The organism is Pseudomonas sp. I3-I5 (assembly GCF_022699445.1).
GTDB lineage: Bacteria > Pseudomonadota > Gammaproteobacteria > Pseudomonadales > Pseudomonadaceae > Aquipseudomonas > Aquipseudomonas fulva.
Window position 1 is genome coordinate 374875 of sequence record NZ_CP093940.1, and the last position, 15500, is coordinate 390374.

13 protein-coding genes are annotated in these 15500 nt (G+C 60.5%); 9 read left to right on the plus strand and 4 right to left on the minus strand.

What is annotated here, in order from left to right; translation table 11 throughout:
• Positions 1–136 precede the first annotated feature (136 nt).
• Positions 137–2437: a YgiQ family radical SAM protein gene (locus tag MOP87_RS01595; protein WP_059183429.1), complete on the plus strand. Its 2301-nt coding sequence runs from the start codon at positions 137–139 to the stop codon at positions 2435–2437.
• A 363-nt stretch (positions 2438–2800) separates the two neighbouring features.
• Positions 2801–3250 (plus strand): azurin, encoded by a 450-nt coding sequence (gene azu, locus MOP87_RS01600; protein ID WP_110607534.1) that lies wholly within the window; start codon positions 2801–2803, stop codon positions 3248–3250.
• A 55-nt stretch (positions 3251–3305) separates the two neighbouring features.
• Here the strand turns inward: azu and nadE are convergent, their stop codons facing one another.
• Together nadE and pncB are read right to left on the minus strand one after the other, a co-directional pair.
• Positions 3306–4133 carry an ammonia-dependent NAD(+) synthetase gene (gene nadE, locus MOP87_RS01605; RefSeq protein ID WP_028687883.1) on the minus strand — a complete coding sequence of 276 codons (828 nt, stop codon included), beginning with the start codon at positions 4131–4133 and terminating at the stop codon, positions 3306–3308.
• A gap of 4 nt (positions 4134–4137) precedes the next feature.
• On the minus strand, positions 4138–5343 hold the full coding sequence (gene pncB / locus MOP87_RS01610) for a nicotinate phosphoribosyltransferase (protein ID WP_027913940.1): 1206 nt from the start codon (positions 5341–5343) through the stop codon (positions 4138–4140).
• Between the two features lie 485 nt (positions 5344–5828).
• On the opposite strand from pncB, the gene MOP87_RS01615 reads away from it, so the two are divergent.
• From MOP87_RS01615 to MOP87_RS21730, 7 genes are all read left to right on the plus strand, one after another.
• Complete coding sequence (locus MOP87_RS01615; protein ID WP_023532927.1) at positions 5829–6965, plus strand: branched-chain amino acid ABC transporter substrate-binding protein; 1137 nt, start codon at positions 5829–5831, stop codon at positions 6963–6965.
• 155 nt (positions 6966–7120) lie between these two features.
• Entirely contained in the window at positions 7121–8035 is a 915-nt protein-coding gene (locus MOP87_RS01620) for a branched-chain amino acid ABC transporter permease (RefSeq protein WP_023533025.1), read from the plus strand.
• A 2-nt stretch (positions 8036–8037) separates the two neighbouring features.
• The gene (livM, locus tag MOP87_RS01625; RefSeq protein ID WP_023532919.1) at positions 8038–9339 is read left to right on the plus strand and encodes a high-affinity branched-chain amino acid ABC transporter permease LivM; all 1302 of its coding nucleotides are present in this window, start codon (positions 8038–8040) and stop codon (positions 9337–9339) included.
• Positions 9336–10211, plus strand: coding sequence for an ATP-binding cassette domain-containing protein (locus MOP87_RS01630; RefSeq protein WP_023532980.1), 876 nt, complete (start codon positions 9336–9338; stop codon positions 10209–10211). The genes livM and MOP87_RS01630 overlap by 4 nt, the downstream gene beginning before the upstream one ends.
• Positions 10208–10924, plus strand: a complete 717-nt coding sequence (locus tag MOP87_RS01635) for an ABC transporter ATP-binding protein (RefSeq protein WP_023532899.1) — start codon at positions 10208–10210, stop codon at positions 10922–10924. The genes MOP87_RS01630 and MOP87_RS01635 overlap by 4 nt, the downstream gene beginning before the upstream one ends.
• Positions 10925–11569: 645 nt before the next feature.
• A complete protein-coding gene (locus MOP87_RS01640) occupies positions 11570–12337 on the plus strand; it encodes an SDR family oxidoreductase (RefSeq protein WP_027913938.1) in 768 nt (255 codons plus the stop codon).
• Between the two features lie 767 nt (positions 12338–13104).
• The gene (locus MOP87_RS21730) at positions 13105–13236 is read left to right on the plus strand and encodes a hypothetical protein (RefSeq protein ID WP_278187449.1); all 132 of its coding nucleotides are present in this window, start codon (positions 13105–13107) and stop codon (positions 13234–13236) included.
• 445 nt (positions 13237–13681) lie between these two features.
• On the opposite strand, the gene MOP87_RS01645 is transcribed toward MOP87_RS21730, so the two are convergent.
• Both MOP87_RS01645 and MOP87_RS01650 read right to left on the minus strand, forming a co-directional pair.
• A complete protein-coding gene (locus tag MOP87_RS01645; RefSeq protein WP_027915308.1) occupies positions 13682–14782 on the minus strand; it encodes an AGE family epimerase/isomerase in 1101 nt (366 codons plus the stop codon).
• A gap of 62 nt (positions 14783–14844) precedes the next feature.
• Positions 14845–15477: a TetR family transcriptional regulator gene (locus MOP87_RS01650; protein ID WP_027915307.1), complete on the minus strand. Its 633-nt coding sequence runs from the start codon at positions 15475–15477 to the stop codon at positions 14845–14847.
• Positions 15478–15500: the final 23 nt, after the last annotated feature.

The following is a 15500-nucleotide window of genomic DNA, read 5'->3' on the forward strand; positions in this document are numbered from 1 at the left end:
GCGAACGTGCCCCACAAGGCGTCACGCCCCAACCGTCGCACGCTTGCCAATTCCCACGAAGACAGTCGGATTTGGTTAAAATTTGTGCTATTCTCCGCGCCCGCGATTTCCCTGCACACCAGAGCCGGTCACTGATATGCAAGCAGCCAAACCACTTTACGATTATCCCAAGTACTGGGCCGAATGCTTCGGGCCAGCACCTTTCCTGCCAATGAGCAGGGAGGAGATGGATCTGCTCGGTTGGGATTCCTGCGACATCATCATCGTGACCGGCGATGCCTACGTCGACCATCCGTCGTTTGGCATGGCCATCATTGGCCGGTTGCTGGAAGCCCAGGGTTTTCGCGTGGGCATCATCGCCCAGCCGAACTGGCAGTCCAAAGACGACTTCATGAAGCTTGGCGAGCCCAACCTGTTCTTCGGTGTGGCTGCCGGCAACATGGACTCGATGATCAACCGCTACACCGCCGACAAGAAGATCCGTTCCGACGACGCCTACACCCCGGGCGGCCTGGCGGGCAGCCGGCCTGACCGTGCCAGCCTGGTGTACAGCCAGCGTTGCAAGGAAGCCTACAAGCACGTGCCCATCGTGCTGGGCGGCATCGAGGCCTCGTTGCGCCGCATCGCGCACTACGACTATTGGCAGGACAAGGTGCGCCATTCGATCCTGATCGACGCCAGCGCCGATATCCTCCTGTTCGGCAACGCCGAGCGTGCCGTGGTCGAGGTGGCGCAACGGCTGTCCAACGGCGAGAAGATCGAATCGATCACCGACGTGCGTGGCACGGCCTTCGTGCGGCGGGACACCCCGGACGGCTGGTTCGAAATCGACTCTACCCGTATCGATCGTCCGGGGCGTGTCGACAAGATCATCAACCCGTACGTCAACACCCAGGACACCCAGGCCTGCGCCATCGAACAAGCCAAGGGCGACCAGGAAGACCCGAACGAAGCCAAGGTGGTGCAGATCCTCGACAGCCCGCGCGTGACGCGTGAGAAGTCGGTGATTCGCCTGCCGTCGTTCGAAAAGGTGCGTAACGACCCGGTCCTGTATGCGCACGCTAACCGTGTGCTGCACCTGGAGACCAATCCAGGCAACGCCCGCGCCTTGGTGCAGAAACATGGCGAGGCGGACGTGTGGTTCAACCCACCGCCCATTCCCATGAGCACCGAGGAAATGGACTACGTGTTCGGCATGCCCTATGCGCGCGTGCCGCACCCGGCCTATGGCAAGGAGCGCATCCCGGCCTATGAGATGATCCGTTTCTCGGTCAACATCATGCGCGGCTGCTTCGGCGGCTGTACGTTCTGCTCGATCACCGAGCACGAAGGGCGCATCATTCAGAACCGCTCGCACGAATCGATCCTCAACGAGATCGAGGAGATGCGCGACAAAGTGCCCGGCTTCACTGGCGTGGTATCGGACCTCGGCGGCCCCACCGCCAACATGTACCGTATCGCCTGCAAGAGCCCGGAAATCGAGAAGCATTGCCGCAAGCCTTCGTGCGTGTTCCCGGGCATCTGCGAGAACCTGAACACCGACCACAGCTCGTTGATCGAGCTGTATCGCAAGGCCCGTGCGCTGCCAGGCGTGAAGAAAATCCTCATCGCCTCGGGCCTGCGCTACGACCTGGCGGTGGAATCGCCGGAGTACGTCAAGGAGCTGGTAACCCACCACGTGGGCGGATACCTCAAGATCGCCCCCGAGCACACCGAGCGTGGCCCGCTGGACAAGATGATGAAGCCGGGCATTGGCAGCTATGACCGCTTCAAGCGCATGTTCGAGAAGTTCTCCAAGGAGGCGGGCAAGGAGCAGTACCTGATCCCGTACTTCATCGCGGCGCACCCTGGCACTACCGACGAAGACATGATGAACCTGGCCTTGTGGCTCAAGGGCAACGGTTTCCGTGCCGACCAGGTGCAGGCGTTCTACCCCTCGCCGATGGCGTCGGCCACCGCCATGTACCACTCGGGCAAGAACCCGTTGCGCAAGGTGACCTACAAGAGCGAGGGCGTGGACATCGTCAAGAGCGACGAGCAGCGTCGCTTGCACAAGGCGTTCCTGCGTTACCACGACCCCAAGGGCTGGCCAATGCTGCGCGAGGCGCTGCAGCGCATGGGGCGTGCCGACCTGATCGGGCCAGGCAAGCATCAGCTGATCCCGTTGCACCAGCCGCAATCCGATACCTACCAGAGCGCCCGGCGCAAGAACTCGACGCCAGCCGGTAGCCACAAGGTGGGCAAGGATCAGAAGATCCTGACCCAGCATTCCGGCCTGCCGCCGCGCGCCAGCGATGGCAGCAAGCCATGGGACAAGCGCGAGAAGGCCAAGGCGGAGGCGTTCGCCCGCAACCAGCAAGCGGCCAAGGAGCGCAAGGAGTCGGCCAAGGGTGGCAAAGGCGGGAAAAAGCCGCGTCAGCCAGTCATTCCACGCTGAAACCCCGGGCCGCCTGGCGGCCCCTCCTTCAGCGACTACCGGTTACTCGATCACTGCACATCGACATCATTCCGGGCATCACTCGGGGCGCGAGAACTCGCAGATCGCGCCTGTGGCAGCGTGGGCATAGGCAGCGAGCAAGCTGTTCAAGAAACTGGACATGGGCATTTGGTACTGCTCCTAAATGAGAGGTTGTCCCATCGTCTATTAAAAGGGCATGATGTGCCCTTAGATTGGTTGTATACAATCCATTGAACAATTCAACTGGCTGGCCCATTGACATCCCCTTGACGCACGTCACCCAGGGGCTGGACGGTTTCAGGCAGTCTCGCTGTTGATAAAACCCTGCCAAGGAGATTCACGATGTTTGCGAAAGCTGTAGCGGTATCCCTGCTGACCCTCGCCAGCGCCTCTGTCTTCGCAGCCGAGTGTTCGGTAACTGTCGATTCGACTGACCAGATGTCCTTCAACACCAAGCAAATCACGGTCGACAAGAGCTGTAAGGAATTCACCGTCAAACTCACTCACTCCGGCAGCATGCCGAAGAACGTCATGGGCCATAACCTGGTTATCAGCAAGACGGCCGACATGCAGGGCATTGCCACCGAAGGCATGAGCCAGGGTCTGGAAAAGGACTACATCAAGGCCGACAACGCCGCCATCATCGCCCATACCAAGATGATCGGCGCGCCAGAGAAGGAAACCGAAGTGACGTTCGACGCCACCAAGCTTGCAGCAGACGGCGACTACAGCTTCTTCTGCACCTTCCCAGGCCATATCTCGATGATGAAGGGCAAAGTCGTGGTCAAGTGATTTGACCGCGCGCTAGAACACGAACTGGGGCCGCAACGCGGCCCCAGTTGCGTATTCAAGGGGCGAACGGCAGTTCGCGCTTGTGCTGGGTCTTGCGGTAATTGGCAACGATGACATCGAAAGCGGCTTGATCGATTTCCTGGCCATGCAGGAATGCATCGATTTGCTGGTAGGTGACCCCATGCGCTGCTTCGTCTGGCTTGCCCGGGTCGAGGTCTTCGAGGTCAGCGGTAGGCACTTTCTCCACCAGTGACTCCGGCGCTCCAAAATGCCGCGCGATGGCGCGTACCTGATGCTTGACCAGGCCACTGAGCGGCGCCAGGTCGCAGGCGCCGTCGCCGAACTTGGTATAAAAGCCCATGACCGCTTCGGCCGCATGGTCGGTGCCGATCACCAGACCTGCGCGCGCGCCTGCGATGGTGTACTGGGCAACCATGCGCATCCTGGCTTTGATGTTACCCACCACGAAATCCACAAGCGTGGGCGAGCCGTTTTTCAACGCCTGCGTTTCGCCTGCCAGTGCCTTGACGGCCGGGGCGATGTCGATGGTATGCGTCTCGTCCGGCTTGATGACCTCCAGGCACGCCTGTGCATCATGCTCATCGTGCTGGACATGATAGGGCAGGCGCACGGCGATGAAGGTGTAGCCCTTGTCACCGGTTTCTTCACGCAACTCGTTGATCGCGCGCTGGGCGAGCAGGGCTGCGGTAAGCGAATCGACGCCGCCGCTGATGCCCAGTACCAGGGTCTTGAGCCTTGCATTGGCCAGGCAGTCCTTGATGAACGCTACCCGCCGGGTCACTTCGGCCTCGAGGGCGGCAGCGTCGGCGAACGGCGGTTGTACCTTGAGTGCCTGGGCAATCTCTTGCTGAACCGCTTGCATGGGGTTACTCCTTGCTGGGAACTTTGAAAACGTGACGTAGGTAAGTGACGAAGTTTTCGTCACGACACTGGGTCTTGGCCGCTTCGTCTGAAATCTTGGCCACCGGTGCGCCGTTGCAATCGGTCATCTTCAGCACGATGCTCATTGGCGTTACGCCCGGAATGTCGCAGGTCAGGTTGGTGCCGATACCGAAGCTTACGTTGATGCGACCACGCAGGGCACGGAAGATTTCCAGCGCCCGTGGCAGGTTCAGCCCATCGGAAAACACGAGCGTCTTTGTCATCGGATCGATGCCCAGGTGCTGATAGTGAGCAATGGCTTTTTCGGCCCAGAGCACAGGGTCGCCGGAGTCGTGGCGCAGCCCATCGAAGAGCTTGGCGAAGTACAGGTCGAAATCGCCCAGGAAAGCATCCATGGTCACGCAGTCGGTCAAGGCGATGCCCAGCAACCCTCGGTATTCACGCACCCAGCAATCGAGCGCGGCGATCTGGCTGTCGATCAACCGCGGGCCCAGCTGTTGGTGGGCCATGATCCATTCATGAGCCATGGTGCCCAGCGGCTTGATGTCGAGCTTCCAGGCCAGGTCCACGTTGCTGGTCCCGACGAAGCGGGCCGGGAAGTCATCGCGCAACACGCGCACCACGTCCTCCTGCACGCGGCTGGAGAAACGCCGGCGGGTACCAAAGTCAGCGACCTGCATTTCGGCCAGTTCATCGGTGCTGGCGTTGGCGCGCAGCCAATCGAATTTACGGTAAAGCTGATCCCGGGCAGCGGCCAGGCGCATGTGCGGGTGCAGCGAACGGTTGCGCACCTCGCTGATGATGGCGAGCAGAGGCACTTCGAACAGGATCACATGCAGCCACGGCCCCTTGAGGCGCAGCACCAGCTGACCGTCGTCGATACCCAGGTGCACGTAGCGCAGGTTGAAGCGGAACAACCTTAGAAAGCGCAGGAAATCGGGCTTGAGAAAGCTGATGCGCTCCAGGAAGGCGAGTTGGCCGTTATCCAGCGTCAGTTCGGCAAGCTGTTCGAGTTGCTGGCGAATGTCGTGCAGGTAGGGACGCAGGTCCTCGCCATTGCGGCAGCGAAACTCCCATTCGACATCGGCGTCAGGGTAGTTGTGGAGCACGCCCTGCATCATGGTGAGCTTGTAAAAATCGGTGTCGAGCAGGTTATGCACGATGCGCTCGGCGAATGCGCTCTCGCTCATCAGGGTGGCTCCAGAAACGGCAATAGGCGGTCATTGTGCCAGTCTTTGCCATGCCGATGTGATTGTGACGCCGACCCTGCGGCGAAGCAGCGCGAAACCTTTCAGAAGAATCTGAATACGGTGTCGTACCGGCCAAACCGGACGGCGTTACGTTGCGTGTCGAGTGTAGTTACGGTGCGGGCTGTAGCAGTCACGCACCAGCGGTGTGCAGTTCGGTGACGTTAATTGTTACAGGTCGGTTGCCCATTGGCCTGTGCGCCAGTTGCAACACCCTGACGGTGCGGTAGCCCTGCGCCGCGATAATCGGTGCTACCAGAGGTGGGGTAGACGGTTGCACGCTCAATAAAGAAACGGGCAGGGCCCGCCCGCCACGATATGCACGGTGGGGTTTGAAGATGATGCGAATCTAATGGCACGGCCCTTGCTCAGAGCACAGGGCTGAGTCGTTGTAGTGCCAATCAAAAAAACTCTAGGAGCACCACCTCATGTCGCAGACGTTTTACAAGAAAGGTTTCCTGGCCCTGGCCGTTGCCACGGCCCTGGGTGTTTCTTCGTATGTACAGGCCGACGTCAAGATCGGTGTCGCAGGCCCGATGACCGGTGCCAACGCAGCGTTTGGCGAGCAATACATGAAAGGTGCGCAGGCAGCGGCTGACAAGATCAACGCAGCCGGTGGGGTCAATGGCGAGAAGATCGTGCTGGTCAAAGGCGACGACGCCTGCGAACCCAAGCAGGCCGTGTCTGTGGCGAACCGGCTGGTTGACCAGGACAAGGTCATTGGCGTGGTAGGGCATTTCTGCTCCTCCAATACCATTCCGGCATCCGAGGTGTACGACGAAGCAGGCGTCATCGCCATCACGCCAGGCTCGACCAACCCGCAGGTCACCGAGCGCGGCCTGTCGGCCATGTTCCGCATGTGCGGGCGTGACGACCAGCAGGGCGTCGTCGCCGGCAACTATATCGTCGATGTACTCAAGGGCCAGAAAGTGGCCGTATTGCACGACAAGGACACCTACGGCCAGGGGTTGGCCGATGCGACCAAGGCACAACTGGAAAAACGCGGCGTCAAGCCCGTGCTGTACGAGGGCCTGACTCGAGGCGAGAAAGACTTCAGCGCCATCGTCACCAAGATCCGCTCCACCGGCGCCGACGTGGTCTATTTCGGTGGCCTGCACCCGGAGGCCGGCCCCCTGGTACGTCAGCTGCGCGAGCAAGGGCTCAAGGACGTGAGGTTCATGTCCGACGACGGCATCGTCACCGACGAACTGGTGTCCACGGCAGGCGGGGCGCAGTACGTCGATGGCGTCTACATGACCTTTGGCGCCGACCCGCGTCAATTGCCGGACAGCAAGGCGGTGGTCGAGGAATTCCGTAAAGGCGGCACCGAGCCCGAAGGCTACACCCTCTACGCCTATGCCTCGTTGCAGGCACTGGCGGCCGCGTTCAACGGCGCCAAGTCCAACAAGGGCGAAGACGCGGCCAAGTGGTTGAAGGCCAACCCTGTGCAGACGGTAATGGGTGAGAAGAAGTGGGACAGCAAGGGTGACCTGACGGTGTCGGACTATGTGGTCTACCAGTGGGACAAGGACGGCAAGTACCACCAGCTGGAAAAACAACAATAACAACGGCTCCAGGCCCCGGGCGCAAGCTCCGGGGCCGGGCCCCGCGGTACCCGTCTTTATCCGAAGATCAGCACAGTGCTGCAGCGCCATGGCTGCCTGGTACCGGGCCCTGCGTGGGCAGCACCGGTGCGATCTCGATCAGGTGAGATTGCGTTATGGATGGTATTTTCCTGCAGCAACTGGTCAACGGCCTGACCCTCGGGTCGGTCTACGGCCTGATCGCCATCGGCTACACAATGGTCTATGGCATCATCGGCATGATCAACTTCGCGCACGGCGAGGTGTATATGATTTCCGCCTACCTGGCGGCGATCAGCCTGGCATTGCTGGCCTATTTCGGCGTCGAATCCTTCCCCCTGCTGATGTTGGGCACCTTGTTGTTCACCATTGTGGTGACCGGGGTATACGGCTTCACCATCGAGCGCATCGCTTACAAACCCTTGCGCAACTCCACCCGCCTGGCGCCGCTCATCAGCGCCATCGGCATTTCCCTGATCCTGCAGAACTACGCGCAGATCAGCCAAGGTGCGCGGCAACAGGGGGTACCTACCCTGCTTGAAGGCGCCTGGCGCGTCGAGGTGGGCAGCGGCTTCGTGCAACTGACCTACACCAAGATCTTTATCCTGGTGGCGGCCTTCGTTGGCATGGGCCTGCTGACCTACGTGATCAAGTACACCAAGCTCGGGCGCATGTGCCGCGCGACCCAGCAGGACCGCAAGATGGCGTCGATCCTGGGCATCAACACCGACCGGGTAATTTCCTACGTGTTCGTCATCGGTGCCGTGATGGCGGCGCTGGCCGGCGTACTGATCACCATGAACTACGGCACCTTCGACTTCTATGCCGGCTTCATCATCGGCATCAAGGCCTTCACCGCTGCAGTGCTCGGTGGCATCGGCTCACTGCCTGGCGCCATGCTCGGCGGCATCATCCTCGGCATCTCCGAATCGCTGTTCTCCGGTCTGATCAACTCGGACTACAAGGACGTATTCAGCTTCTCGCTGCTGGTGCTGATCCTTATCTTCCGCCCCCAAGGCCTGCTGGGTCGCCCACTCGTGGCTAAGGTGTGACCATGTCCGTTGCCAAATCCGTATCCGTTCCCCAAAAGACAGGTTTCGATCTCAAGCGCAGCGTAGTGGAAACCCTGGTTGCAGGGCTGCTGGCGCTCATCGTGTTCGGCCCGGTCGTCGGTGTGGTGCTCGACGGCTACAGCTTCAACGCCGAACCGCGGCGTGTGGCGTGGCTGGTCGGCGGCGTGATGCTCGGGCGCTTCCTGCTCAGCCTTTACCTGCAAACCGCTGCCGGTCGGCGCATGCTGCAAGGCTTCGACAATGGCGGTTCGGGCGTGCATGTGAACCCGCCGGACTACAAGTCGCGGCTGCGCTACATCATTCCTGCGCTCATCGTGATCGCCATCGTCTTCCCGATCTTTGCCAACAAGTACCTGCTGACGGTGGTGATCCTCGGGCTGATCTATGTGCTGCTTGGTCTTGGCCTGAATATCGTGGTTGGCCTGGCCGGGCTGCTGGACCTGGGTTATGTCGCGTTCTATGCCATCGGTGCCTATGGCCTGGCGCTGGGCTACCAGTACCTGGGGCTTGGCTTCTGGAGCGTGCTGCCCCTGGCGGCCATTGCCGCAGCGCTGGCCGGGTGCATCCTGGGCTTTCCAGTGTTGCGCATGCACGGTGATTACCTGGCCATCGTCACCCTGGGTTTTGGCGAAATCATTCGCCTGGTGCTCAACAACTGGCTGTCGTTCACCGGTGGGCCCAATGGCATGCCGGCCCCGGCGCCGACGTTCCTCGGCCTGGAGTTCGGTCGGCGGGCCAAGGACGGGGGCGTGCCCATCCACGAGTTCATGGGTATCGATTACAACCCCAATCTCAAGTTCGTGTTCATCTACGCGGTGCTGTTTTTGGTGGTGCTGGCGGTGCTGTACATCAAGCACAGGCTGACACGCATGCCGGTAGGTCGAGCATGGGAGGCCCTGCGCGAAGACGAGATCGCCTGCCGCTCCATGGGGCTCAATCATGTGCTGGTCAAGCTCTCGGCGTTTACCCTGGGCGCCTCGACTGCGGGGCTGGCGGGGGTGTTCTTCGCCACCTACCAAGGCTTCGTCAACCCGTCCTCGTTCACCTTCTTCGAGTCAGCGCTGATCCTGGCCATCGTCGTACTGGGCGGCATGGGCTCGACGGTCGGCGTGGTGATTGCCGCGTTCGTGCTCACCGTTGCGCCAGAACTGCTGCGCAGCTTCTCCGAGTACCGGGTACTGCTGTTTGGGGTGCTGATGGTACTGATGATGATCTGGCGACCGCGCGGGCTGATCCGCATCAGCCGGTCCGGTGTGACCCCGCGTAAAGGAGTGGCGCCATGAGCGACGACATCATTCTTTCGGTAGACCACCTGATGATGCAGTTCGGTGGCATCAAGGCGCTCAGCGATGTGAGCCTGAAAGTCAGGCGCAATCAGATCTTCGCCCTGATCGGCCCCAATGGTGCAGGCAAGACCACGGTGTTCAACTGCCTGACCGGCTTCTACAAGCCCAGCGGCGGACGAATCGAGCTCAATGCACGGGGTAGCCATACCAACGTCATTCAGTTGCTGGGCGAGCGCTTCCAGGCGGCGGACTTCGTCTCGCCATCACGGTTCGCCAGCCGGCTGTACTACAAGATGTTCGGCGGCACCCACCTGGTCAACCGGGCCGGTCTGGCCCGGACGTTCCAGAACATCCGGCTGTTCAAGGAGATGTCTGTCGTCGAGAACCTGCTGGTGGCCCAACACATGTGGGTCAACCGCAACCTGTTGGCTGGCGTGCTCAACACCAAGGGGTATCGCAAGGCCGAGAGCGACGCGCTGGACCATGCCTTCTACTGGCTGGAGGTGGTGGACCTGGTCGACTGCGCCAATCGCCTGGCCGGCGAACTGTCCTACGGCCAGCAGCGACGCCTGGAAATCGCCCGTGCCATGTGCACCCGCCCCAAGGTGATCTGCCTGGACGAACCTGCCGCGGGCTTGAACCCTCAGGAGACCGAAGCGTTGAGCCGCATGGTGCGGGTCCTGCGCGACGAGCATGACATCACCGTGGTGCTGATCGAGCATGACATGGGCATGGTCATGAGCATTTCCGACCACATCGTCGTGCTGGACCACGGCAACGTGATCGCCGAGGGCGCGCCTCAGGATATCCGCAACAACCCGACAGTGATCGCTGCCTATCTGGGTGCCGACGAAGAGGAGCTGATATGACTGCACCCATTCTGGAATTGAAGGACCTGGATGTGTTCTACGGCCCCATCCAGGCCCTGAAGCAGGTGTCCATGCACATCGACGAAGGTGAGACGGTGAGCCTGATCGGTGCCAACGGGGCGGGCAAGTCCACCTTGTTGATGTCCATTTTCGGGCAGCCCCGCGCCGCTTCCGGCCAGATCATCTACCGGGGCACCGACATCACCCGCAAGTCCTCGCACTACATTGCCGCCAACGGCATCGCCCAGTCGCCGGAAGGGCGGCGGGTGTTCCCGGACATGAGTGTCGAAGAAAACCTGATGATGGGCACCATCCCCATCGGCGACAAGCATGCCGACGAGGACATGCAGCGGATGTATACGTTGTTTCCACGTTTGAAGGAGCGACGCAATCAGCGCGCCATGACCATGTCGGGGGGCGAGCAGCAGATGCTGGCCATCGCCCGCGCCTTGATGAGCCGGCCTCGGCTGCTGCTTCTGGATGAGCCTTCGCTCGGGCTGGCGCCCATCGTCGTCAAACAGATCTTCGCCACCCTGCGCGAGCTGGCCAAGACGGGCATGACCATCTTTCTGGTCGAGCAGAACGCCAACCACGCGTTGAAGCTGTCGGACCGGGCTTACGTGATGGTCAACGGTCAGATACGCATGACGGGTACGGGCCAGGAGTTGCTGGTCAATGAAGAGGTGCGCAGCGCTTACTTGGGCGGGCACTGAGCCCCGATGATGTTCCAGCCCTGAGTCAATCGGGGCTGGTCAACGCTTCAAGGGAGTGGCCTGCACGTTTCACCAGGCGGTGCCTGATGTGGACAACTGCCACGGCCTCGGGCTTATGCACAGGCTCGATGCGACTGGCCAACCTTTGTTACCCACAGCCTGATTTAGTCCACCGTTCGTGTGGAGGTGCCTGTGGAAAACATGGTGGCATCTTTCTCCAAGCTAAGGAATTCAGGGGCTCCATAGACTTGATCGTTTTTTGATCAGGATCTAGCTGCATGACGATATCTCTACCTGACTAGTACTTTTCGAGGGTGATGTCATAAACCCGTACGCCTGTGGATAAGGTTGTGGAAAAGCGTTGGACAGACGTCTGGATGCGGCATGGGATAAAGGAATTGGCGCGGTTGAAAAAGGCAGGCGCGACCGTGTAAGGCTGAAAGGGTTCCGCCTGGTGCCGCAGTTGCCCCCAATTGGCGGGGAAAGGCTTGTGGATAAGGTGCTCATAGGTGGCTGTAGCCCAGTGTATATGCGGCCTTCAGTGTGTTGATCAAAAAATGATCAGTGCGCGTGACGACTTGCCCGGCGCATCGGGCACGGGCATGCTGCGGTTTCACCCAGGATCTCTTACGTGAGGAACACTGCATGACTTCGACCGTCTTCATCACAGGCGCCACGTCCGGCTTTGGCGAGGCCACTGCCCGCCGGTTTGCCGAGGCGGGCTGGAAGCTGGTGCTCACGGGGCGCCGCAAGGACCGCCTGGATGCCTTGTGTGCTGAATTGTCTGCGCAAACCGAAGTTCATGGCCTGGTGCTGGATGTGCGTGATCGCCAGGCGATGGAACAGGCCATCGCCACGTTGCCAGCGGGCTTCGACACGCTCCGCGCACTGGTCAACAACGCCGGGTTGGCGCTGGGGGTGGACGCTGCACAGCATTGCAGCCTCGACGACTGGGAAACCATGGTCGACACCAACATCAAGGGGCTGATCTACACCACGCGCTTGCTGCTGCCCCGCTTGATCGCCCACGGGCGGGGGGCATCTATTCTGAACGTGGGGTCGGTGGCGGGTAATTACCCCTATCCGGGCAGTAACGTTTATGGCGGTACCAAGGCGTTCGTGGGTCAGTTCTCGTTGAGCCTGCGCTGCGATTTGCGCGGTACTGGCGTGCGGGTGAGCAACATCGAGCCTGGCTTGTGCGAGAGCGAGTTCTCGCTGGTTCGGTTTGGCGGTGATCAGGCCAAGTACGATGCTACCTACGCGGGGGCCGAGCCGATCCAGCCGCAGGACATTGCCGAGACCATTTTCTGGATACTCAACCAGCCGGCGCATATCAACATCAATAGCCTGGAGTTGATGCCGGTTAGCCAGGACTGGGCTGGCTTCTCTATTGATCGCTCGGCGAAGGGGTAATTTGGGGTTTTGACCGGTGGGTATGACTGAGTTCTTCTCCACGGGCGAACCCCCGGCGAAATCCTGCCGCATTCGGAATGGCTATTCGCGAACCTGAATGACCGTTGCCGTTGCCGTTGCCGTTGCCGTTGCTTTGGCTTTTGCTTCTAAGCGCGCGGTAGCCCAGGCAACACAGATCGCGACTTCAGGAGGCCGAGCGCAGGGCTTGCGGAGGGAGGTGACGGGCATGGATGCCCGTCAAGCGCTGGGCCCCAGGATGGGGCCTGCAGCGCGGTCCTCCCGGGAGCAAGCCCGGAGCGAGGGGACCCCGGAGCGCAGCGTAGGGGCCGGATGATAGGAGCAGGCGGTTTTTGCTTACTTTTTGCCAAGACAAAAAGTGAGCCGCCGTAAGGGCGGAAGGGTGACTGTGCGCCACCCGCGCCAATGAATACCAACTCGATATATGCGCCCACGCTTTGAAGTTTGAAGTTTGAAGTTTGAAGTTTGAAGTTTGAAGTTTGAAGTTTGAAGTTTGAAGTTTGTAGTTCGATTGGGTTGGTGTGGGTATTGATAGAGAGCATAGTCCATTTGCGATGGCGACGCTTAATCACCTTTTCGCCCTTACGGCGAGTTACTTTTTGTCAAACGCCACAAAAAGTAACCAAAAAAGGCTGCGCTCCGTTCATACGGCCCCTACGCTGCGCTTCGGGGTTCCCTCACTCCGGTCTTGCTCCCGGGAGGACCGCGCTGTAGGCCCCATCCTGGGGCCCAGCGCTTGACAGGCATCCATGCCTGTCACCTCCCTCCGCAAGACCTGCGTTCGGCCTTCTGAAGTCGCGAAGATCAAGATCAAGATCAAGATCAAGATCAAGATCAAGATCAAGATCAACAGCGTCTGTAGTGGGGCTAATAATGTCTAAACTTGCCGCTAGACATATCCCGTGTAGGAGCGGCCTTGTGCCGCGATGGGGCGCGCAGCGGCCCCAGTAGCAGCGATAATGCTTAAATCTAGGGGCCGCTGCGCGGCCCATCGCGGCCGGTCCGGCGCCCCGGCGAGGCCGCTCCTACATGAGGATTGAGGAGTGTTAAAGGAATGTGCAAGCGTTAACTAACGGGGTGAAGTTATAGTTGCCGTTGCAAAAGCAGAGAGTTTTGAGCTTTGGTTATGTCATATTCCAAGTATTGGGCAGCACAATTAGCAGTACGGACATACGACGCCATTAAGTCAAAGACTTGATACCGTGGCAGCTCTTGAAACACTCGCCGTTGTACGTATTCCAATGACGAAAACGTGCCAGCGCACTGGACGGCTCCAGGATCTGAGCCTCACTGCCCATTACGGTAACAACATTGCAGGCCCCGACCTCACCCCTCCAATCGTTTCAACCCTTCCAGGCAAGTGGCCAGATGATAAGGCGTAGTCGACGGCATATCATGCCGGCTGACATCGCCTTGCCCGTCCCGGCATTCATACCATCCCGCTTGCCGCAAGAACCGCCCCTGCAGGGCCTGCAACAGCTTGGGCAGCTTCACATCTGCATCAGGGCGCAATGCCAGGGCCCTGGCGTATTCGGCCTGTGCCCAGATCCGCTGAGTCGCATCCAGCACATGCCCTTGCACATCCAGCATCGCCAGCACCGCCTCGTCCTTCACGCCATGGTGCTCGGCAAAAACAAAGCCCCGCTCAATGGACGCATGCAACGCCGTCCCACGCAGCAGCGGCGAAGTGTGCAGCAAATAGAACCACTCGAACTGATGACCCGGCTCGAACCAGTTATCCACAGTGCCCCGGGGCTTTTCCAGCATCACCCCGTGGGCAGGGTCGATGAAGTGGGCCTGCATCGCTGTGCATAACTGTAGAAGCGATTGCTGCACAGCCTGATCATCACGCACGGCCAACACCTGCAAGAAGGCCTCTGCCAGGTGCATCTGCGGGTTTTGCAGCGCGCCACTGCCCAGGTTGCCCCAGTCTTCACCCAGACTGGCCTCGTACAAGCCATCATCCCGGGCAAAGCGATGCTCGATGACGTCCAGCGCACCAGCCAGGGTGGAGGCCACCAGGCTGTCGCGGACCTGGCCCCAATAGTGCGCGCAGGCGAAGACGATGAACGCGTGGGTATAGAGGTCCTTGCGTCGGTCCAGCGGTTTGCCCTGGGCGTCGATGCTGTAGAACCAGCCACCGTGCTCGGGGTCATGAAAGTGCTTTTGCAAGGAGCGGAACAATGCCGCGGCGCGTTCGGCCGCGCCCGGTTGACCGATGCGGCTGCTGAACAGGTACAACTGGCGTGCGCAAGCCATGGCCCGATAGCGCTGCACCGGCAACGGCTGATGCTCGGCGTCCAGGGCCTCGTAAGGCAACGCCATCTCGGTGTTCCAACCTGGCCCCTGCCATAGGGGCACGATGCACGCGGCAAAGTGCTGATTGAAGCGGGTCAGTTCGGGCAGGGTAGGGCGGGGGTTGGACATCTTGGCGCTCGTCGCTGTCGGGCAGGGCGCCATGGTAGCAGAAGTCGGGTCTGCCGAGCCCGTCAGCCGGGGTTGCCGAGCCCTTGCCAGTGCCGCGCACCGACGAAAATGAAGCGCAGCTGCTGGGTGATCTTCTCCTGAGGGGTCAACGCCTGCGGCTCACCCCTTTCCGGCCTGTCGATCAATTCGGGCAAGGTGGCGAACACGGTCTTGACCACCAGGTCCGCCATGACGGTAAGCGCCGCATTGTCCAGGTGCTGCCAACGCTGCATCCGGGCCAGGTCGGTGGCCAGGTCAGCGGTAATGTTTTCCCGCAATTGGGCGATGGCCTGGCGCACGGGCTGCGACCCTCCGTACTGCTCCCGTGCCAGGAATAGAAACTGGGCGCGGTGGGCAGCGACTACATCGAGAAATATACGAACTGACGCATCCGTGATACCGCCCAGCTCGAACTCGTTGTGCCGCACCAGCCGGATGGTCTGGCGGAAGGTATCGTCCACCTCATTGACCAGTGCCAGGCCCAGTGCATCCATGTCCGGGAAATGCCGGTAGAAACCGGTGGGCACGATGCCGGCCGCCTTGGCCACTTCGCGCAAGCTGATGCTGCCAAAGCCACGACCACTCTCCATAAGCAGGCAGGCGGCATCGAGCAGGGCCTGGCGGGTCTGTAGCTTCTGTTCGGCACGCGGCAACATGATGCAGGTTTCTATAAAGGGTG